General features: G+C 56.3%; 18 protein-coding genes. 5 read left to right on the top strand and 13 right to left on the bottom strand.

Annotated features, from left to right (window positions below; translation table 11 throughout):
- Positions 1–36: 36 nt before the first annotated feature.
- The 4 genes from AC2FH0_RS04730 to acs form a co-directional block, all read right to left on the bottom strand.
- Positions 37–1,821 carry a sodium:solute symporter family protein gene (locus AC2FH0_RS04730; protein ID WP_142634331.1) on the bottom strand — a complete coding sequence of 595 codons (1,785 nt, stop codon included), beginning with the start codon at positions 1,819–1,821 and terminating at the stop codon, positions 37–39.
- A 6-nt stretch (positions 1,822–1,827) separates the two neighbouring features.
- A complete protein-coding gene (locus AC2FH0_RS04725) occupies positions 1,828–2,112 on the bottom strand; it encodes a DUF4212 domain-containing protein (protein WP_142634329.1) in 285 nt (94 codons plus the stop codon).
- Positions 2,113–2,296: 184 nt separating this feature from the next.
- Entirely contained in the window at positions 2,297–2,980 is a 684-nt protein-coding gene (locus AC2FH0_RS04720) for an adenylate kinase (protein ID WP_142634327.1), read from the bottom strand.
- 7 nt (positions 2,981–2,987) lie between these two features.
- Positions 2,988–4,952: an acetate--CoA ligase gene (gene acs / locus AC2FH0_RS04715; RefSeq protein WP_142634325.1), complete on the bottom strand. Its 1,965-nt coding sequence runs from the start codon at positions 4,950–4,952 to the stop codon at positions 2,988–2,990.
- A 428-nt stretch (positions 4,953–5,380) separates the two neighbouring features.
- Here acs and AC2FH0_RS04710 point away from each other — a divergent pair, with 428 nt between their 5' ends.
- The 3 genes from AC2FH0_RS04710 (at position 5,381) to AC2FH0_RS04700 (ending at position 8,499) form a co-directional block, all read left to right on the top strand.
- Complete coding sequence (locus AC2FH0_RS04710; protein ID WP_496695146.1) at positions 5,381–6,397, top strand: C4-dicarboxylate TRAP transporter substrate-binding protein; 1,017 nt, start codon at positions 5,381–5,383, stop codon at positions 6,395–6,397.
- Between the two features lie 65 nt (positions 6,398–6,462).
- Complete coding sequence (locus AC2FH0_RS04705; RefSeq protein ID WP_142634321.1) at positions 6,463–7,092, top strand: TRAP transporter small permease subunit; 630 nt, start codon at positions 6,463–6,465, stop codon at positions 7,090–7,092.
- 3 nt (positions 7,093–7,095) lie between these two features.
- Positions 7,096–8,499, top strand: a complete 1,404-nt coding sequence (locus tag AC2FH0_RS04700) for a TRAP transporter large permease (RefSeq protein WP_496709326.1) — start codon at positions 7,096–7,098, stop codon at positions 8,497–8,499.
- A gap of 68 nt (positions 8,500–8,567) precedes the next feature.
- On the opposite strand, the gene ocd is transcribed toward AC2FH0_RS04700, so the two are convergent.
- The 3 genes from ocd to rocF are packed head-to-tail and all read right to left on the bottom strand — an operon-like array spanning position 8,568 to position 11,458.
- Positions 8,568–9,608: an ornithine cyclodeaminase gene (gene ocd / locus AC2FH0_RS04695; protein WP_142634317.1), complete on the bottom strand. Its 1,041-nt coding sequence runs from the start codon at positions 9,606–9,608 to the stop codon at positions 8,568–8,570.
- Positions 9,609–9,617: 9 nt separating this feature from the next.
- Positions 9,618–10,538: a citrulline utilization hydrolase CtlX gene (ctlX, locus tag AC2FH0_RS04690; RefSeq protein WP_496788695.1), complete on the bottom strand. Its 921-nt coding sequence runs from the start codon at positions 10,536–10,538 to the stop codon at positions 9,618–9,620.
- Positions 10,538–11,458, bottom strand: a complete 921-nt coding sequence (gene rocF, locus AC2FH0_RS04685; protein WP_271946613.1) for an arginase — start codon at positions 11,456–11,458, stop codon at positions 10,538–10,540. The genes ctlX and rocF overlap by 1 nt, the downstream gene beginning before the upstream one ends.
- A gap of 86 nt (positions 11,459–11,544) precedes the next feature.
- On the opposite strand from rocF, the gene AC2FH0_RS04680 reads away from it, so the two are divergent.
- Positions 11,545–11,973: an Lrp/AsnC family transcriptional regulator gene (locus tag AC2FH0_RS04680; RefSeq protein ID WP_142634311.1), complete on the top strand. Its 429-nt coding sequence runs from the start codon at positions 11,545–11,547 to the stop codon at positions 11,971–11,973.
- 98 nt (positions 11,974–12,071) lie between these two features.
- Positions 12,072–14,681 carry a bifunctional lysylphosphatidylglycerol flippase/synthetase MprF gene (mprF, locus tag AC2FH0_RS04675; protein ID WP_496709327.1) on the top strand — a complete coding sequence of 870 codons (2,610 nt, stop codon included), beginning with the start codon at positions 12,072–12,074 and terminating at the stop codon, positions 14,679–14,681.
- 3 nt (positions 14,682–14,684) lie between these two features.
- Here mprF and AC2FH0_RS04670 read toward each other — a convergent pair whose 3' ends face one another.
- From AC2FH0_RS04670 to AC2FH0_RS04645, 6 genes are all read right to left on the bottom strand, one after another.
- The gene (locus tag AC2FH0_RS04670) at positions 14,685–16,247 is read right to left on the bottom strand and encodes an efflux transporter outer membrane subunit (protein ID WP_496690696.1); all 1,563 of its coding nucleotides are present in this window, start codon (positions 16,245–16,247) and stop codon (positions 14,685–14,687) included.
- A gap of 11 nt (positions 16,248–16,258) precedes the next feature.
- Entirely contained in the window at positions 16,259–17,404 is a 1,146-nt protein-coding gene (locus AC2FH0_RS04665; RefSeq protein ID WP_281994737.1) for an HlyD family secretion protein, read from the bottom strand.
- Positions 17,405–17,425: 21 nt separating this feature from the next.
- Positions 17,426–17,788, bottom strand: a complete 363-nt coding sequence (locus tag AC2FH0_RS04660; protein WP_496690695.1) for a DUF3302 domain-containing protein — start codon at positions 17,786–17,788, stop codon at positions 17,426–17,428.
- A gap of 34 nt (positions 17,789–17,822) precedes the next feature.
- A complete protein-coding gene (locus tag AC2FH0_RS04655; RefSeq protein WP_496788693.1) occupies positions 17,823–18,392 on the bottom strand; it encodes a disulfide bond formation protein B in 570 nt (189 codons plus the stop codon).
- A gap of 9 nt (positions 18,393–18,401) precedes the next feature.
- A complete protein-coding gene (locus AC2FH0_RS04650) occupies positions 18,402–18,557 on the bottom strand; it encodes a DUF5993 family protein (protein ID WP_271946630.1) in 156 nt (51 codons plus the stop codon).
- A gap of 97 nt (positions 18,558–18,654) precedes the next feature.
- Entirely contained in the window at positions 18,655–19,437 is a 783-nt protein-coding gene (locus AC2FH0_RS04645; RefSeq protein ID WP_271946633.1) for a DeoR/GlpR family DNA-binding transcription regulator, read from the bottom strand.
- Between the last annotated feature and the right edge of the window lie 134 nt (positions 19,438–19,571).

Below are 19,571 nucleotides of genomic sequence, written 5' to 3'. Positions count from 1 at the left end.
GGCCTTTGGCAAGGTGCTCAGGGGCCGCATCTCTACTCAGTGATCCTGAGCGGCACCCGCGCCACGGGGAATGCGGACGCTTTCGACCAGATCCTTGATCTCTTGCGGGGTTTCCTTGGTCATGCCAGCCACCACATAGGCGACAGTGAAGTTGACCAATGCACCGATCGCACCGAACGAAGTCGACTTGATCGTACCCAACAGAGGATCAGCATCCGTGAACGAGTTGGTATCCGGAATGAACAACCAGCCCTTGTGCAGGAAGATGTAGACCAGTGTCACAGTCAGACCAGCCAGCATACCAGCAACTGCACCGGTGTTGTTGATGCGGGTCGAGAAGATCCCCATCATCAGCGCCGGGAAGATCGAGGCAGCTGCCAGACCAAACGCCAGGGCAACGGTCTGCGCTGCAAAACCCGGAGGGTTCAGGCCCAGATATGTCGCCACAACAATGGCCACGCCCATTGCGATCCGCGCCGACAGAAGCTCGGATTTTTCCGAAATCTGCGGGTTGATCGCGCCTTTGATCAGGTCGTGTGACACCGCGGACGAGATCGCCAGCAACAGGCCCGCAGCGGTCGACAGAGCAGCCGCAAGACCACCGGCAGCGACCAGACCGATCACCCAACCCGGCAGGTTGGCAATCTCGGGGTTGGCCAGAACCAGGATGTCACGGTTGAACTTGGTCAGCTCGTTTCCGACCCAGCCCTTCTCTTCCGCAAGCGCCTGCATGTCGGCATTCTTGTCGTTATAGTACTGGATCTTGCCGTCGCCGTTCTTGTCTTCCCAGTCCAGCAGGCCGGTTTTCTTCCATGTGGCCATCCAGTCATAACGAGCGTCGTTGTCGATATCTTCGACGGATACGGCGCCACCTTCGATGCCGCCATTTGGCCACATCATGTCACTGATGTTTAGACGGGCCATTGCGCCAACCGCAGGGGCGGTCAGGTACAGCAGTGCGATGAACACCAGCGCCCAACCGGCAGACCAGCGGGCATCAGCCACTTTCGGCACGGTGAAGAAACGCATGATAACGTGCGGCAGACCGGCCGTACCGATCATCAGCGACAGCGTGAACAGCACCATGTTCAGCGTGTCCGAGTGGTGGGCGGTGTATTCGTTAAAGCCCAGCTCGGTCACGATCGCATCCAGCTTGGTCAGCAGCGGTTCACCGCTGGCGGTATCACCAAACAGACCCAGAGCCGGAACCGGATTGCCAGTCAGTTGCAGGGAAATAAAGATGGCTGGGATTGTGTAGGCGGTGATCAGCACGCAGTACTGAGCGACCTGTGTGTAGGTCACGCCCTTCATCCCCCCAAACACCGCGTAGGCGAACACAACGGCTGCACCAATTAACAACCCGGTGGTGTTTGACACTTCAAGGAAGCGGCCAAAAGCTACGCCAACGCCGGTCATCTGGCCGATCACGTAGGTCACAGACGCTACGATCAGACAGATCACCGCCACGATTCGCGCGGTCTGGCTGTAAAAGCGGTCGCCGATGAACTCTGACACGGTGAACTTGCCGAACTTACGCAGGTAAGGGGCAAGAAGCAGCGCCAGCAGCACATAACCACCTGTCCAACCCATCAGGAAGGACGAGTTGTCATAACCGGTAAAGGCGATGAGGCCCGCCATCGAGATGAACGAGGCCGCAGACATCCAGTCTGCCGCTGTCGCCATACCGTTGGTGACCGGGTGAACGCCGCGACCGGCGGCGTAGAATTCTGATGTGGACCCAGCACGGGCCCAGATCGCGATGCCGATGTAAAGCGCAAAGGACGCGCCCACAAACAGCAGGTTGATGGTAAACTGGTCCATAGGGCCTTACTCCTCCTCAACGCCGTATTCAGCGTCTAGCTTGTTCATCCGCCAGGCGTAGTTGAAGATCAGCAGCAGAAAGACCAAGATGGATCCCTGTTGCGCGAACCAAAAGCCGAGATCGGTTCCGCCGACGGAAATGCCGGACAGAAGTGGACGCAGCAAAATGCCGAATCCAAACGACACCAGCGCCCAGATCACCAGGCTGATGTAGATAAGACGCAGGTTGGCCTGCCAATAGCCCTTATCGGCTTCGGCAGTCTGCGCGGAGTGTGTTGATTGATCCGCCATCGCGGGTTCCTCCTTCGCTTCCTCTTTGAGCGGCCCGTTGTCCTAACCCTCCAGCGCGCGGGGCCACTTTTCGATATGCTTGATGCCAGGTGGCATCAGGCAAGGCTTCTCTGGTCCGCCAGAGCGGGTCCTTTGAAGTTTTCCTTTAGGAATTCGGCCCTTATTGAGGGCGGGCCATATTCCCCTAGTTCATTGTGTCGCTGACGATCCGTTCCAGATTGCCGGCGATGTCTTCGATATTGCCCATTGCGTTCAGACCTTTCAGAACGCCGTGGTCTTGGTAATAAGTGATCAGCGGCGCGGTCTGCGCGTGATAGGCAGCCAGCCGTGAGGCGACGGTTTCAGCATTATCATCTGCGCGGCGCTTGAACTCGGTCTTGCCGCATTTGTCGCATTTGCCTTCGACTGCGGGCGTTTTGAACCGATCATGGAACCCTTCGCCACATCCGGCACATGTGTAACGGCCGGAAATACGGATCACCATTTCAGCGTCTTCAACCTCAAGACTGATGGCTGCGTTGATCTGCTGACCGGTCTCTGACAGCAGCGCGTCCAGCGCCTGTGCCTGAACCGTGGTGCGGGGGAAGCCGTCCAGAATGACGCCCTTGGCGCAGTCCGGTTCGGCCAGACGATCCCGCAGGATTGCAATTACGATATCGTCACTGACCAGATCACCCGCCTCCATGACAGCTTTGGCGGCTTTTCCGGCTTCGGTTCCTGCGGCAACTGCCGCCCGTAACAGGTCACCCGTGCTGAGTTGGACAAGCCCGAACTTGTCTTCGAGCATACGGGCCTGTGTACCCTTCCCGGCGCCCGGGGGGCCGAGAAGGATCAGTACGGTGGGTGTAGTGATCGTGGCAGCGTCCATCACATCCTCACTTGCTTGCGCGGTTTTCGATCAAGTTGTCGACCACGGACGGATCAGCCAGGGTCGATGTGTCACCGAGCGATCCAAAATCATTCTCGGCGATCTTACGCAGGATACGGCGCATGATCTTGCCCGAGCGGGTTTTTGGCAGGCCAGGAGCCCATTGGATCACATCCGGGCTGGCAATCGGTCCGATCTCGGTCCGAACCCAGGTGCGCAGCTCTTTCACAAGCTCGTCCGAGGGTTCGCGATCATTCATCAAGGTGACATAGCAATAGATGCCTTGCCCTTTGATATCATGGGGATAGCCCACAACCGCGGCCTCGGCCACGGCAGCATGTGCCACCAGAGCGCTTTCAACCTCGGCCGTACCCATGCGGTGCCCCGAGACGTTGATCACATCGTCCACACGTCCGGTGATCCAGTAATCGCCATCCTCGTCCCGGCGGCAGCCGTCACCGGTGAAGTAGTAGCCTTTGTAGTCCGAGAAATAAGTCTTCTCGAACCGTTCATGATCGCCCCAGACCGTACGCATCTGGCCGGGCCAGCTGTCCTTGATGCACAGCACGCCTTCGACGCCGTTGCCGTCGATCTCGACCCCGGATTGCGGGTCCAGAACCACAGGCTGGATGCCAAAGAACGGCTTCATGGCCGAGCCGGGCTTCATCGCGTGGGCACCGGGCAGGGGGGTCATCAGGTGACCACCGGTTTCGGTTTGCCACCAGGTGTCCACGATCGGGCAGCGCCCACCGCCGACAACGTCATTGTACCAGTTCCACGCTTCCGGGTTGATCGGCTCACCCACAGTGCCCAGCGTGCGCAGATCGCTCAGATCGCATTTCTCGACCCATTCATTGCCTTGCCCCATCAGGGCGCGCAAAGCGGTAGGGGCCGTGTAGAATTGATTGACCTTGTGCTTTTCACAGACCTGCCAAAAGCGGGATGCATCCGGATAGGTCGGAACACCTTCGAACATCAGCGTGGTCGCGCCATTGGCAAGCGGGCCATAGACAATATAGCTGTGGCCGGTCACCCAGCCGACATCGGCGGTACACCAATAGACGTCGCCTTCATGGTAATCGAAGGTGATCTCATGCGTCATTGCCGCATAGACCAGATATCCGCCGGTCGTGTGCACGACACCTTTGGGCTGACCGGTCGAACCGGAGGTATACAGAATGAATAGAGGGTCTTCGGCGTCCATTTCCGCAGGCGCGCAATAGTCATCCGCCTCGAGCGCCATCTCGTTATAGTCGTAGTCGCGCCCGTCGATCCATGTGGTCTGGCCGTTGGTACGCTTGACAACCAAGCATTTCACCGTGTCCTTGCAGTGCAGCAGGGCCGCATCTGCGTTTGACTTCAACGGTGTCTTACGGCCGCCGCGAGGGGCTTCATCAGCTGTAATCAGAACCTTGGCGTCGCATCCGTTGACGCGTGCAGCCAGGGCATCAGGGGAAAACCCTGCAAAAACAATCGAGTGGATTGCACCAATACGTGCGCACGCCAGCATCGCATATGCAGCCTCGGGGATCATCGGAAGATAAATGACCACACGGTCGCCTTTGCGCACGCCCATGGAAACCAGGATATTTGCCATCCGGCAGGTACGGCGGTGCAGTTCGGCATAGGTGATGTGTTGGGCGGGTTCATTCGGGTCATCTGGTTCCCAGATGATCGCAGTCTGATCGCCGCGTGTATTCAGATGACGATCCAGGCAGTTGGCTGAAACGTTCAGAGTGCCATCCGCATACCAATTGATCCCGACCGAGCCCAAATCATAGCTGACGTCTTTAACTTGGGTATAGGGTTTGATCCAGTCAACGCGTTTGCCCTGTTCGCCCCAGAATGCAACGGGGTCGTTTATAGAAGCCGTGTACATTTCGCCGTATTTCTTGGCATCGACATGCGCACGCGCTGAAATTTCTGCGGATGGCGGATAAACTTTGGCATCTGCCTGAGCAGCGGTTGTCATTCTGAGGTTCCTCCCTCTGGACTTAAATTCACTGGGACAATCTTGCCCGCTGAACAGGCAATGTCGACCTGTTTCCTCCCGATGCAGGATAATACGGAGATCAGAAAACAAAGAAATAAATTACAGAAATAGCAGGGTTTATTTGTTAATAAATTTCAATCCCTTTGAGAGAATTGTAAAGGAAATCGTTTGATATTAAAAAAACATATTTAAAACAATAATATAGATGTTAATCACATTTTCACTGTTTTCAAAGTGCTTGCCCGTGAAATTTACACATTTCATATACACCTTATGATTGTTAGCGCTGGCGGGCGGTTTGCAGATTTTAGTGGGTGGTCTGGCAGGGGTTGGCACATATCGATGTTGGCGCTAGCTTTACGCGCAAGCGACCCAAAAAAGGGGGCGCATCAATGGGAGAATTCACTATGACTAAAATGTTGAGCGGTGCCGCCGTCGCCGCCCTGACTGTTGCATTCGTTACCGAAGCTGCAGCAACAGAATGGAATGCTTCGGTCTGGGGCAAACGCCGGGCCTTTACCGAACATGTCGAGAAACTGGCTGAACTGGTCAGCGAAAAAACCGGTGGCGAATTCACGATCAATGTCAGCTATGGCGGGCTGTCAAAGCCGAAAGAGAATCTGGACGGGATTGAGATCGGTGCATTCGAAATGGCGCAGTTCTGCGCAGGCTATCACCGCGACAAAAATCGGGCGATCACTGTACTTGAACTGCCGTTCCTGGGTGTGAACAATTTGGAAGAAGAGGTGGCCGTCAGCCACGCTGTATATGATCATCCCGCCGTTAAGGATGAGATGGCTCAGTGGAATGCCCGGATCATCATGACGTCGCCAATGCCCCAGTATAATATCGTTGGAACCGGTGATCCGCGCTCAACGCTTGCCGATTTTGACGGCATGCGTGTACGTGCGACTGGCGGGCTGGGCAAGGCGTTTGAGGCCGTTGGCGGTGTTCCAACATCGGTGCCCGCGACCGAGGCGTTTAATGCGATGGAATCCGGTGTAGTTGATACAGTGGCCTTTGCTCAGCACGCACATTTGTCTTTCGGCACCATCAACGAAGCCGACTGGTGGACAGCCAACCTGAACCCCGGCACTGTAAACTGTCCGGTTGTGGTCAATATCGACGCCTACGAAGCGCTGCCTGCAGAACATCGTGAAGCGCTTAACAGTTCTGTCGACGAGGCCATTGCCCATTATCTCGCCAATTACGGCGGTCTGCTGGAGCAGTGGGATGGTGTGTTGACCGAAAAAGGCGTGCAGAAAGTTCAGATCGACGAGGCCGTGCTGGAGGAATTCCGCACCAAGGCTGCTGATCCGATCCGCGAGCAATGGATCGCTGACATGTCCGCGCAGGGTCTGCCTGCGCAGGATCTATATGATCTTGTTCAACTGACGCTGAAACAACAGCGTGGCGGGAACTGATCACGCGTTCCGGGTACCCAGCGCGGTACCCGGACACTGATTCCAATACAGAAAGGGCCAGCGGAATGGCAGGACAGGCGACGGTGCTTGCGGATGATAGCCGTCTGAGCAGGCTGGACCAGCTGCTGTTAAGGGCCGAGCGTACGCTTGCACTGATCAGCGGAATTGCCGTGTTCGGGTTAATGGTGCTGGCAGTTGTCTCGGTGAGCGGGCGCAACGCCTATAACGCGCCATTGCCGGGCTATGTCGATTGGATCGAGCAAGCCATGCCTTTGATTGCGTTTCTAGGTATCTCTTACGTACAACGCGATGGGGGCCATATCCGGATGGATATTGTCATTTCGCGGCTACACGGACGGGCTTTGTGGCTGTTCGAGTTGATTTCGGTCGTTCTCATCCTGGTGCTCATGTTGGCATTGGTCTGGGGCAGCTGGTCCCATTTCGACAGATCATTCGACTTTGGCGCACCTCTGTGGAGCCGGGACAGCTCGATCGACATTGGCATCCCGCTCTGGCCTGCCAAGTTACTGGCACCTATTGCGTTTTCGGTACTTTGCTTGCGGCTTGTGCTGCAAATCTGGGGTTATGGACGGGCCTTTGTGCTGGGCCTACAAAACCCAGTTGCGGTGCCGATGATACAGGACGCTGCTGCGCAGGCTGCCGCTGAAGCCGAACAATTCGAAGGGCAGGACTAGTAAATGGACTCGATTGAGATTGGCCTCTGGGTCACCGGTGGCCTGCTGGTTCTGGTTATCACCGGAATGCGTGTGGCTTTTGCCGCGGCTTTGGCGGGGCTGATCGGTCTGGTTTGGATATTCTGGGCCAAATTCGGATATGATCCTGACCGATTTGGCAAGGCGCTGACCGTTGCGGTAAAAACCGCAGGGCAAGTGCCGCATTCCAAGGTTGCAGCCCATACGCTCAGCCTGATCCCGACCTTTATCCTGATCGGTTACCTTGCCTACTACGCAGGCCTGACGCGCGCGCTGTTCGAGGCGGCCAAGCGCTGGGTGGCCTGGGTTCCGGGTGGGCTTGCGGTCGCAACCGTGTTTGCCACCGCTGGTTTTGCTGCAGTCTCGGGGGCATCGGTCGCGACATCTGCGGTATTTGCCCGGATCGCGATCCCGGAAATGCTGAAGGTCGGGTACAACAAACAATTTGCGGCGGGCGTAGTTGCTGCAGGCGGCACGTTGGCCTCGCTGATCCCACCTTCTGCGATCCTTGTGATTTATGCGATCATCGTAGAGCAGGATGTGGGCAAACTGCTGCTCGCCGGGTTCATACCGGGCGCCTTTTCGGCAGTTATTTACGGTTTGCTGATCGTTGGCATCGCCGTTGTGTTCAAGAATGTCGGCCCACCGGTCACTGGCTTTACCTGGAAACAGCGTTTTGCCGCTCTGCCTGGCGCTCTGCCGATTGTGGCGGTGATCCTAATCATCATCTGTTTTGTCTATAACCCCTTTGGTGAGAAAGCCTGGGGCACACCAACCGAAGGCGGGGCAATAGGTGCCTTCATCGTATTCTGTTTCGCCTTGTTCCACGGCATGAGATGGGCAGAGTTGAAATCCGCACTGCTCGAGACAGCCAAATTGACCGCAATGATCTTTTCGATCATCTGGGGTGTGCTGATCTATGTCAGGTTCCTGGGATTCGCCGATTTGCCGAACGCGTTTTCCGATTGGATCACATCGCTGACGATGTCACCCATGCTGATCCTGATCTGCATCCTGCTGGCCTATGCGGTGCTCGGCATGTTCATGGATGCCATCGGGATGCTGCTGCTGACTCTGCCGGTTGTCTATCCGGCAGTTATGGCGCTGAACGGGGGCGAGGCCGTCACCGCTGCGGAAAGTACGTTTGGGATGTCCGGTCCGATGTGCGCCATCTGGTTTGGTATTTTGGTAGTGAAAATGGCCGAGTTCTGCCTGATCACGCCACCGATCGGTTTGAATTGCTTTGTCGTTGCCGGCGTCCGCCCTGATCTGAGCGTTCAGGACGTGTTCAAGGGCGTGACGCCGTTTTTCATCGCCGACGCCGTGACGATTGCGCTGCTGGTCGCCTTTCCGGGCATCGTTCTGTACCTGCCTTCGCTGGCTGGGTAATTGGCATCTGGCGAAGTCAATCTTTGGTGATATCTGCCCCCGGCTGGCGCGTTGGGGGCAGGGTATCTCTATTTCGCTCGCATCAGCATTCCGTACAGATCGCGCGGATCGTCAGGGTCTGCCAGCATGTCCAGGGGTTCGTAGTAATCTGTGCCCCGGACTGCGGACTGGATGTAGCGCAGGGCTGAAAAATCCTCGATCGCGAAGCCTACGCTGTCAAACAACGTGATCTGACGATCATCTTTGCGACCCTCGGCCTGTCCCGTCATGACCTGCCACAACTCGGTGACGGGATGATCGTCTTCAAGGGCCTGAATCTCGCCCTCAATACGGGTTTGTTCCGGGTATTCGACGAATATTTCAGAGCGTAGCAGGATATCTCTGTGCAGTTCGGTTTTGCCTGGACAGTCGCCGCCGATCGCGTTGATGTGGACGCCTGGGCCGACCAAGTTATCGGTCAGGATCGTGGCATTTTTCTTGTCCGCCGTGCAGGTCGTGATGATATGCGCGCCTTCGATGGCGTCCTCAGGGGATTTGCATTTCACGACCGAGAGGCCAGAGCCCGCCAAGTTGGCCGCACATTTTTCGGTGGCAGCCGCGTCGGTGTCGTACAAGCGAACAGTATCAATCCCGCACATGGCCTTGAAGGCGAGGCACTGAAATTCGGATTGCGCGCCATTCCCGATCATTGCCATGGTCGAGGCCGATTTGGGCGCAAGATAGCTGCCGACCAGAGCAGAGGTTGCTGCGGTGCGCAATGCAGTCAGCATGGTCATTTCGGTCAGCAGGGTCGGATAGCCTGTGTAGACGTCTGCCAGCAGTCCAAATGCGGTAACGGTCTGTAGGCCCTCGGAGGTATTCTTGGGGTGGCCGTTGACGTATTTAAACCCATAGGCCTCACCGTCTGAGGTTGGCATCAGTTCAATAACCCCATGCGGCGAGTGGGCAGGGATGCGGGGTGTTTTGTCAAAGCTTTCCCACCGTTTGAAATCAGCTTCGATTTGCGCCGCAATATCGGTGATCATACGTTCGACGCCGATATGGTGGACCAGTCTCATCATATTGTCGACAGACACAAACGGCACCAAGGCCTTTTCGGATGGTTGCATTAGGGGCTCCTATCGGCGGGACAGGTGGATGCCCGCAATCATGCAGCGCACGGATCCACCGGCAGTTTCAATGGTGGGAATCGAAAGCGGCAGAGGTGTCGCGCTGGCTTCGATTGTAACGATTTGTTCCGGGGTCAGGGCGGCAAGTGCCCGGCTGGACAGCGCCAGCACGGGACCATTCTGGCCGCTCAGTTCGATGGCGTTGCCAGCAAATTCAGCGATCTGATCATGGGTCAGGTCAATGATCGTGCGACCGGATTCCTCCAGCCTGGCTTTCACTGTCGCGCGGCGTTCGGGGTCCGCGATCATATCAAGACAGATCAGCGCGTATTTGGAGCCGATGCCCATCAGAACATTCGTGTGATAGACATCACGTCCTGCGGCATCATGCGCCTCGAATGCGATGGGCTCATAGTTGAAATGGGTGCAGAAACGCTCCAACAGAACGGGGTCGGCGCGGTTGGATTTGACCGTGTAGGCCACGCGGCCAATGTGGTCCAGAACCATCGCTCCGGTGCCTTCCAGCGCCAGTCTGTCCTGTTCAAGCCCGGAATAATCGATCACGTCCTGAACACGATACTCCTGTTTCAACATTTCTATGACGTCGGCGCGACGTTCGCGCCTGCGCGACGGCACAAACATCGGATAGATTGCCACATGTCCGCCGGGATGGGTCGAGAACCAGTTGTTCGGAAATACGCTGTCTGGTGTGTCGAGGTCTCCGAAATCGTCGAAGACATGAACCTTAACACCCGCATCGCGCAGCAGCGCCACCGCCTGATCATGTTCATCGCGCGCTTGGACAGACGTGGCCGCTGCGGAGCGGTTGGCCAAGGTCTGGAACGCATTGTCGTCGCGTGTCTCGGGGTTCGAAGCAAACGCATGGGGCCGGATCATCACAACGGCTGGTGGGGCTTGTAGAGATTGCATCAGAAGCTCCGGGTGGGGCGGTCAAAGATGCGGCGACCCAGCAATGAGGCGGCCAGATCGACCATCAGCTTTGCAGTGCGGCCGCGTTCGTCCAGAAACGGGTTCAATTCTACCAGATCCAGCGAGCAGACAAGACCGCTTTCGTGCAGCAGTTCCATCACTAGATGGGCCTCGCGTTCGGTCGCGCCACCTGGAACTGTTGTGCCAACTGCAGGAGCAATGGACGGATCAAGGAAATCCACATCCAGCGAAACATGAAGGATGCCATCCGCTGCCCGGACCCGCTCCAGAAAGGCCATCAGCGGTGCTTTGATGCCGTTTTCGTCGATGCTTCGCATATCGGCCAGCATTGCGCGATCCTGTTCCAGCCGAGCCCGTTCGGCTGGGTCGACCGAGCGCAGACCGATCATGCCGACCCGGTCGGTCGGAACTGGCGATGAAACCGGTGGGAAGTCGTCAAATCCGGGCTGTCCGGTGAAATAGGCTACGGGTGTCCCGTGCAGGTTGCCGCTATCGGTGCTCTCGGGTGTGTGGAAATCGCTATGCGCGTCCAGCCAGAGAACGAACAGTGGACGTTCGATCCGCTCGGCGTGCTGTGCCATGCCCAAAACCGTGCCCATCGAAAGCGCATGATCGCCGCCCATGAAAATTGGCAGGCCTTGTGGGGCGACTTCCTGCGCAACACGGCTGAGAGCTTTGGTCCAACCGACACACTCGGGCAGGGCGAAGAGATGCGAATGTTCGGACATATCCGGAATGTCAGGTGTGATATCGCCGAGATCCCGTAGGTGAAGGCCGAGATCGGAAAGAGCTGATTGAAGCCCCGCAACCCGATAGGCATCGGGGCCCATCCGGCAGCCTTGTCGACGCTTGCCCGAATCCATCGGGGCGCCAACCAGAATTACGTTGTTTGTATCCATATGGAATACTACTCCGGCAATGTGGCTTGCGGATAGGGATCAAAATGCTCAAAATGGAACTGCAAGTGACATAACGGAAGTATTGAATGGACGATTTGGATGGCAAGCTTCTCAGCGCTCTGCACCGGGATGCCCGTGCTTCACTCTCGGAACTGGCTGAAACACTGGGGGTCACACGCACAACAGTGCGCAGCCGTCTGCAACGTTTGAAGCAATCCGGCGAGATTGTGGGCTTTACGGTTCTGACACGGCAGGATGTGGCGCAAAGCCCGGTCAGAGGGTTGATGATGCTGGAAATCGAAGGGCGCGGCACCGAGCGCACCATGGCCCAAATTGCCGCCATGCCACAGGTGCGGGCTGTCCATTCGACAAATGGCGGTTGGGACTTGATTGCCGAGATTGGGACCGAGACCCTGGCCGAACTGGATGAAATCCTGTTTCGCATCCGCAGGATCGAAGGGATTACGCGATCCGAAACCAACTTGCTTCTTTCTACTCGGAAAGGCCGCGTCTGATTGCTGTAGTGCTTTGAGCAGCAAGGAATATGTGTAAAAGTTGCGATGCGTTCGCCACCCGCGCAAAGGCAGCTGCAAACCTGAAACAGGGAAATCACATGACTGATCAGGATACAGGCAAAGAACTCTGGGCCATCAGACTTGCCGAAAGAGTATCCGGTTTTCTGGAACGACCCCTGGTCAGAATCGCCATTCCCGTAATCGTCATGCTGGTCGCCCTGACCGTGCTGCATGAACTGTCTGCACATGTGAAATGGTCATCCGTTCAGACGGATGTGGCGAACACCTCTTGGACGCTGTTGTTCATCGCCCTGTGCTGGACCGCTTTTAGCTTTGTTTCCCTGTCTTTATACGACGTCTTTGCAGTCCAGAGCGTTGCCGACGGTGAGGTCCCTTTGCCGGTTGCGGGCATGGCCGGGGCCTGTGGTTATGCGGTGTCAAACTGCCTTGGGTTTTCCTACATCACGGGCACGGCGATCAGGTACAGGATCTATGCGTCTCTAGGGTTGGATCTAGGGCGCGTCGCTGGGGTTATTGCGACCTCGTGGATCGCTTTCTGGTCTGGCATGACCTTGCTGTTGGGGGCTTTGCTGACCTTTCATCCCGACGGGATATCGAAGGTTTTGCCAATCAGCGATACGGTCGAGACGGTCATAGGATTGGGCCTTTTGATCGCTCTGGCAACGCTGTTCATCTGGCTGTCGAAAGGCGGGCGCAGGCTGGCCTATGGCGGGGTTGGATTTAACCTTCCCGGCGGCAAACTGGCCGGGTTGCTGACGCTGGCGGCCTTGGGCGATGTTTTTGGTGCGTCGATGGTTCTGTATGTGCTGCTGCCGACAGACCTTGGGATCGGCTACCCCTATTTCTTCACCATCTTTATTGGCGCGATTGCGGTCGGTATCCTCAGCCATGCGCCGGGTGGAATTGGCGCCTTCGAGGCGACTATGATCGCGGGACTTGGCGCGTCAGGCCGGTCGGATGTCATTGCCGCGCTGTTGCTGTATCGCCTTGTTTATACGTTTCTTCCCTTCCTCATCGCCACGCTTTCAATCGCTGTGGCATCAGCGCTGAGCCACCGGCGACATATTACTGGTGCAGCCACTTGGGTTTATCGAGTGATCCGTCCGATCGTGCCCATGGTGGCCGCAGGCGTGGCCGCAGTGGCCGGTGTGATACTTCTGGTCTCCGGCGCGTTGCCTGCAAGCAGCGGTAACCTGGGTGTGCTACGGGATTTCCTGCCCCTTTCCTTTGTCGAAGCGTCCCACCTGGCCGGAAGTGCGGTAGGGGTCTTGCTGATCCTTGTGTCACGGGGGCTGTTTCGCAAGCTTTACCGGGCCTGGGTCGTGGCCATGCTGTTGATGGTGGCCGGTTTTGTCGCCTCGCTGACCAAGGGGCTGGATACGCACGAAGCGCTCAGCATGGTGGGGACTATCGCTCTGCTGGCGATGTTCCGGGGCGCGTTCTATCGAGTTAGCGGCGCGTCGATCTTCAGGTTGAACATTCCCTGGCTGGTCAGCGTCATCTCTTTGCTTGCCGTGATCTTTTGGGTGGGGCTGTTTGCCTATTCCCATGTTGAATATCAGAACGCCCTGTGGTGGGAGTTTGCCTGGGACGGTGATGCCTCGCGGTTCCTGCGGTCCAGCCTTGTGGTTGCGGTGATCCTTGGGGTGGTTGCCATCAGCTCTCTGTTCGGGCGCGAGATACCCGCGCCGGTCCGCACCGAAATCCCCGACGTTGTCGAGCGTCTGGTTATGGAAAGCGAAGACACGGAATCGCAGATCTCGCTGACAGGGGACAAGCAATTCCTGATCGCACCGGATGACACCGCCTTTCTGGCCTATGCCGACACCGGCAACGCGCTGGTCACCAAAGGCGAACCGGTAGGGGATGAAACCGCCGGCAAACAGCTGATCTGGCAGCTGCGCGAGATGGCGGATCGTGAGGGGAAGCTCTGCGCCTTTTACAGCGTTTCGACCAAGTATCTGCCGACCTTTCTGGACCTGGGCCTGTCGATCCTGAAAATCGGCGAGGTTGCCCGGGTGCCGCTGAAAGACTTTTCGCTGGATGGCAAATCCCGCAAGCGATTCCGCCAAGCCAAGAACCGGGCCGAACGCGAAGGGTATGTTTTCGAGATTATTCCAAAACAGGAACTAACCCCGATCCTGCCCGAGTTGCGCAAGATTTCGGATGACTGGCTGGCACAAAAAGCTGGGGCCGAGAAAGGTTTTGCGCTTGGCGGATTTGATGAAACCTATCTGTCCTATTTCGACCACGCGGTGCTGCGGAATGGCGAAACAGGTGAGATCGTCGCGTTTGCTAACCTGTTTCAGGGCGGGCAAAAATCAGAACTGTCGCTGGATCTGATGCGGTATGAACCAGATAGCCCAAGTTTTGTTATGGACGCGCTGTTTGCCGAGATGATGTCATGGGGGGCCGAGCAGGGGTTCCACTGGTTCTCGCTGGGGGCGGCACCGTTTTCCGGGATCGAAAACCGGCAACTGGCATCGCTGTGGAACCGCATTGGCGGCTTTGTCTATGAACATGGCGAACAGTTTTATCACTTCGAGGGGCTGCGCTCGTTCAAGCAGAAATTTGAACCAGAATGGAGCCCGAACTATTTGGCCAGCCCCGGAGGACTGGCCGCGCCGCGTATTCTCTACGAGGTCAACATTCTGATTTCGGGCGGCTTGCGCGGTCTGACGAAATAGCGCTCAGTTCAGGCTGGCTTGGGTCGGAGCCTGTTGCAGCAGGTCTCCCCAATCGGTGCGATAGGCCATTTCGGCCAGCACGGTTTCCGGCAGGAACTCCTGATTTTGCCGGATTTGCCAACCACCGCCTAAACCTTTGTAGACTGCAACCAGATTGCTCGAGACCTGCTGGCGGGCTTCGATCAGATTGGCCTGTGATCGAAGCAATGCGGTTTGCGTGTTCAGAACGCGGGAATAACTGGCGATGCCATCCCGGTATTGGTTCACCGCGATCTCGGCAGCTTTGCGCGATGCGGTGACGCTGTTTTGGTAGAATGTCACCTGTTTGCGTGATTGCGCATAGGCGACCATGGCGCTTTCAACCTCGGAATAAGCGGTCAGGACGGTGTTTTGATAGTTCGCAATCAATGCCTGATAAGCTGCGTCCTGGGCGCGGACATTATTCTTGATCCGCCCATAATTCAGCACATTCCAGACCACTCCGGCACTGGCCAGCCCAGTATTGCTGGCGGATGAAAACAGGTCCTGACTGCCCGAGGCCTGCAGGCCGATCGAACCGGACAGGATGAACTGGGGATACAGGTCAGCAATCGCGATCCCAACTTGCGCAGACTGTGTGGCAGCGGCCAGTTCTGCGGCGCGTACATCCGGGCGTCGGCGCAGCAATTCCGCTGGTACTCCAACGGCGACGTTGGATCGGGCCGAAGGGATACGACCGGAATTACCCAGCAACCCGGCCATGCGCGAGGGTGTTGTTCCCAGTAAAACAGCCAAAGCATTCTTGGTCTGTTGAAGATCGCTTTCAATTTCCGGCACCAGCGCCATGGTATTGTTCAGCAGGGCGGTGGCCTCTTGCACATCCAATTCAGTGGTGACGCCGTTGTTGAAACGCAGTTGCGTCAGATCAACCGATTCCTGTTGCAGCTTGATATTCTCTCGTGCCACGAACAGAGTTTCTTGCAACGCGCGGAAGCTTACATATAACGCTGCTACATCGCCGGTCAGCGTGACCAAAGCGTCATCGTAATTAGCGACCTGAAGTGCCAGATTGGATCGTGCGGCCTGCACACCCCGGCGTTGCTGCCCCCACACATCCAATTCCCATTGGGCGTCGAAGCCAACCTGCGAGGTCGAGAATTCGGTATCCAGAGGGATGATCCGATTGATATCGGAAATCGGCCCGATATTATCGCTGATCTGGCGCCGCTCGATCGAACCTCCGATGGCCTGCGATTGGGGGTAAAGCTCACCAAAGGCAATCCCAAGCTGTGCGCGGGCCTGTAATACGCGTGCACCGGCCACCTGTAGCGCCAGGTTCTGGGCATAGGCTTCGGCGATCAACCGGTTCAAAGTGGCGTCGTTGAAGGTCTCCCACCATTTTGCAACAGGGGCACTACGCGAGGTGAGGCCGCTGGCACCGACTGAAGGGTTGTTTACCTCGATCCATTCCTTCACGACCGGAGAGTTCGGTCGCACAAAATCAGGACCGACAGGTGCGCATCCCACCAGCAGCGCGGCACACAGGGCTGTGCCCATCAAACTGCGGTTTAGCCTGGCCCGTGTCATACAGCGTGTCCTTAAATGTCCAGTGGTCGGATGAAGTTTGCGAAGGAATAGAGGCGGATATTGATGCGCCGCAGGAACTCAAAGCTTTTGCCCTGGCCGGTATAGATTGCCACCGCGGCATGTCCACCGGCGGGAAAGACGTGGCCATCTGGAATTTCGACCGAAATCTGCACGGCAATATGTCCGGGAATTTTTGGCAGTTCAAATCCGGGCAGGCGGCCTGATGGCAGATATTGACCCTGGCGGGTTGCCCACCAGATTGCCTCGACTTTGCCGGTCAGGATTTCTCCGGGATATAAGTCCAGCGCGACCTCAACCTGTTGCCCGGGTTTCACAAATTTCAGGTTTTGCTGCCGGTAAGTGGCGAGAATATAGGGATTTTCCTTGGTCACAAAGCTGGCGATTGCGCCCAATCGGATGTCACCGACAACCAGACCCGGGCGTGCCTGTTGTGAAACGATCATACCATCTTCGGGCGCGTAGATCGTAGTATTGTCCAGAAAGTACCGGGCCTTTTCCAACTGAGCCTGAGCTTGAACGATTCCGGTATTGACCCCGTCGATCTGCGAATCCAGCGCCAGCTTTGCCTTTTCCAGATTGGCTTCGGCCTCTTTTATCTTGGCCTGATCTTCCGTGACCTGCTCGTTCCAGCGATCCAGCTCATCCTCGCGGGCACCACCCGCTGGGACAAGGTTTTCATACCGTGCTTGCTGGGTCAGCGCATATGCCAGTTGTGCGTTGGCTCGCTCGACGGCTTCACCCGCGACGATCACATCCTGTTCCAGAATTTTGGCGTTCTGCTGGGCTGCAACCAACTGTGCGGATGCCTCTTCGAATTCAAGCGCAAAGACGGTGTCGTCGAACCGATACAGCGGATCCCCTTTCTTCACCTCTGTATTCGGCTCGACCAGAACCTCGGAAAGGATGGTTGGTTCAGTCAGACGCGGCACGATCTGTATGGTTGAGCGGACCACGTGGCTGTCGATCGAAAATGGCTGGAAGAACCGCAGCGCAACCATAAAGATCAATAACAGATGAGCACCCACCCAGAAGGAAACGATGCCCCAGGCGATACTGAACTTAAGCCATTGCAGTTTGAAGAAGATCAGCCAGACAAAAATGATGTAGAAAAGCGTAATGCCAAGAGCGACAAACATATTGTGGGACTTCCTTTAGCCTTAGCTTTTTTGTGTTTCGTCCGGGTCCAGCGGATCGCGATATTCTTCAGTCAGTTCACCGCCCAACCGTTTGATATCCTTGCGTATCGCATCGCGTTCATCGTCGGGCAAACGGCGGATATCGACTGTGGCTGCATCGTGGAAAGCCCACATAAAGGCGTGAATCCAGGGAACGACGGCCAGAAACCCCATCCAGCCCATGATCTTGACTGCCTCGGCATGGGGATGGTTGCGTTTGATTGCGATGCGGCCGGGCAGTCCCATTATGAACAGAAACAGCGCCATTACAGCGGCCAGCAGCAGTATAAGTGCGATAAATGTCAGATAGTCATAATAGCCTAGCGGCTGCCCCAGTAGTCCCATTCCGATGCCTCCATGAGGGAAGGTTTATCCATCCTCAGTTGTTGGTGTCCAGTTCGTCAATCAATTTGTAGCTTGTTGGCGGGTCAGCGCAGATACCTGGGCCACATTCCAACAAGGTCGCCCCCGCATTCAGAGCGGCCAGCCCTAGCATCACAAAGAACGCGGTTTTGGCCAGCGTATTGCCCCCGAACCGTGGTTGATCGACGGTTGTGTCCTGATATTGACGGTCGAAAAGCAGCAAGATTGCCGTGCCCAGCAGGATCAGAAAAAAGCAGATCGCGGCCCATGTGTAGTAGTGATACCCAAAAACAGGCGAACCATAGTGGCCGGTACCCGGTACGATATGCAGCAAGATCTGGCGAACGGAAACGCTGATCCCAAACAGTGCCGCAAGCAACATCAACGCATAATGCTGCGGCCGGGCTCCGTATAGCAGGTTCAGGCCCAAACCAACGCCCACCGCTACGAACCCGACCCGTTGCAATAAGCAAAGCGGGCAGGGCAGTTCGTTCAGCGCCAGCTGGTATCCGAAGGCCAGTACAAGAACGAGGCTGACCGCCAGGGTTCCCAACGCGTTCAGGGTGCGGGAAAGCTCGGCTGTCATTGTGGCCTCCTACAGCTGAATGGTCAGTTGGCTGGTGGCATGAAACTTCAGCCAATAAACACTTAGGGCCATGGTAATGAAGAACACAACATTGGCCGCTTTGGTTTTTCTATAATAATTCAGCCCCATAGTGGCTGTGAGTAACGCAAATAAAAGCGCGATCATGGCCCGGATCTCCCCCTTGCCGTGCACTGATTGCAATATGTTGCGATACTGTCAGGGCCGGTCGCCTATGACAAGAACCACGTTTGGAATTACGCGTTTAATGCGAATCTCCGGTGGTTCGGCCGCTGTATACGACCCGCGTTCCCCATTCCTTACATTTACGTGCAAGCCCACTTGGAAGAGGTTGATCTGTAAAGAAAACGTCAACTTCGGACATCGAGGCAATACGGGCAGGGGCCGAGCGCTGAAATTTCGAATGATCGGCAACCAGAAAGCTGTGTCTGGCCTGTGCAATGATAGTCTGGCTGACACGGACTTCTTGGAAATCGAAATCCAGAAGATCACCATCGGCGTCCAGTGCGGAACACCCGATTACCGCATAATCGAACTTGAATTGTTCAATCGTTGAATTGGTCAGATTGCCGATCAGACCACCGTCCGACCGGCGCAGAACACCACCGGCGACGACGATCTGGCAGTTCGTGTTTTCCACCAGGATACGCGCGACATTCATGTTATTTGTCACCACCATAAGATCTTTGTGGTTTAGCAACTGATGCGCGACAGCCTCGGTCGATGTACCGATGTTCAAAAAAAGCGATGCACCATCCGGTATGTTGGCAGCGCAAACCTGTGCGATACGGGTCTTGATTTCAGCATTCAGGGCGCGCCGGTCCTCGTAACCGATATTCGAAACGCCGGATCGCAGGACCGCGCCGCCATGAACCCGGTCCAGCTTGCCCAGTTCCGCAAGCTCGGAAAGATCGCGCCGGATCGTTTGGACCGTGACACCAAACTGCAACGCCAGATCCTCGACCATGACGCGACCATTCTGCTTGGCGATTTCTATGATGTCTGACTGGCGGAACGAAAGAGACAAGGGAAGCTCCGGTTATTGGGTTCTTTCGTTTTTGTTCCTTTTTTCGCAATATTGCAACCGGCAGAAAACAAACATCGTTTGGACAACAACAAAAAATCACTATTCTTGTTCGTTACGCGAAAAAAAACGAAAAT

The sequence above is a fragment of the Ruegeria sp. CDSC051 genome, from assembly GCF_059610665.1.
The sequence above is the reverse complement of the archived record's forward strand: the minus strand, read 5'-3'. Positions and strand labels throughout refer to the sequence as shown.

Coding starts and splice junctions, on each gene's coding strand:
- AC2FH0_RS04700 (WP_496709326.1), top strand. CDS start 7,096: ATGGACTCGATTGAGATTGGCCTCTGGGTCACCGGTGGCCTGCTGGTT.
- AC2FH0_RS04680 (WP_142634311.1), top strand. CDS start 11,545: ATGGACGATTTGGATGGCAAGCTTCTCAGCGCTCTGCACCGGGATGCC.
- AC2FH0_RS04710 (WP_496695146.1), top strand. CDS start 5,381: ATGACTAAAATGTTGAGCGGTGCCGCCGTCGCCGCCCTGACTGTTGCA.
- AC2FH0_RS04665 (WP_281994737.1), bottom strand. CDS start 17,404: ATGTTTGTCGCTCTTGGCATTACGCTTTTCTACATCATTTTTGTCTGG.
- ctlX (WP_496788695.1), bottom strand. CDS start 10,538: ATGCAATCTCTACAAGCCCCACCAGCCGTTGTGATGATCCGGCCCCAT.
- AC2FH0_RS04650 (WP_271946630.1), bottom strand. CDS start 18,557: ATGATCGCGCTTTTATTTGCGTTACTCACAGCCACTATGGGGCTGAAT.
- AC2FH0_RS04730 (WP_142634331.1), bottom strand. CDS start 1,821: ATGGACCAGTTTACCATCAACCTGCTGTTTGTGGGCGCGTCCTTTGCG.
- AC2FH0_RS04720 (WP_142634327.1), bottom strand. CDS start 2,980: ATGGACGCTGCCACGATCACTACACCCACCGTACTGATCCTTCTCGGC.
- acs (WP_142634325.1), bottom strand. CDS start 4,952: ATGACAACCGCTGCTCAGGCAGATGCCAAAGTTTATCCGCCATCCGCA.
- rocF (WP_271946613.1), bottom strand. CDS start 11,458: ATGGATACAAACAACGTAATTCTGGTTGGCGCCCCGATGGATTCGGGC.
- mprF (WP_496709327.1), top strand. CDS start 12,072: ATGACTGATCAGGATACAGGCAAAGAACTCTGGGCCATCAGACTTGCC.
- ocd (WP_142634317.1), bottom strand. CDS start 9,608: ATGCAACCATCCGAAAAGGCCTTGGTGCCGTTTGTGTCTGTCGACAAT.
- AC2FH0_RS04705 (WP_142634321.1), top strand. CDS start 6,463: ATGGCAGGACAGGCGACGGTGCTTGCGGATGATAGCCGTCTGAGCAGG.
- AC2FH0_RS04725 (WP_142634329.1), bottom strand. CDS start 2,112: ATGGCGGATCAATCAACACACTCCGCGCAGACTGCCGAAGCCGATAAG.
- AC2FH0_RS04660 (WP_496690695.1), bottom strand. CDS start 17,788: ATGGGACTACTGGGGCAGCCGCTAGGCTATTATGACTATCTGACATTT.
- AC2FH0_RS04655 (WP_496788693.1), bottom strand. CDS start 18,392: ATGACAGCCGAGCTTTCCCGCACCCTGAACGCGTTGGGAACCCTGGCG.
- AC2FH0_RS04670 (WP_496690696.1), bottom strand. CDS start 16,247: ATGACACGGGCCAGGCTAAACCGCAGTTTGATGGGCACAGCCCTGTGT.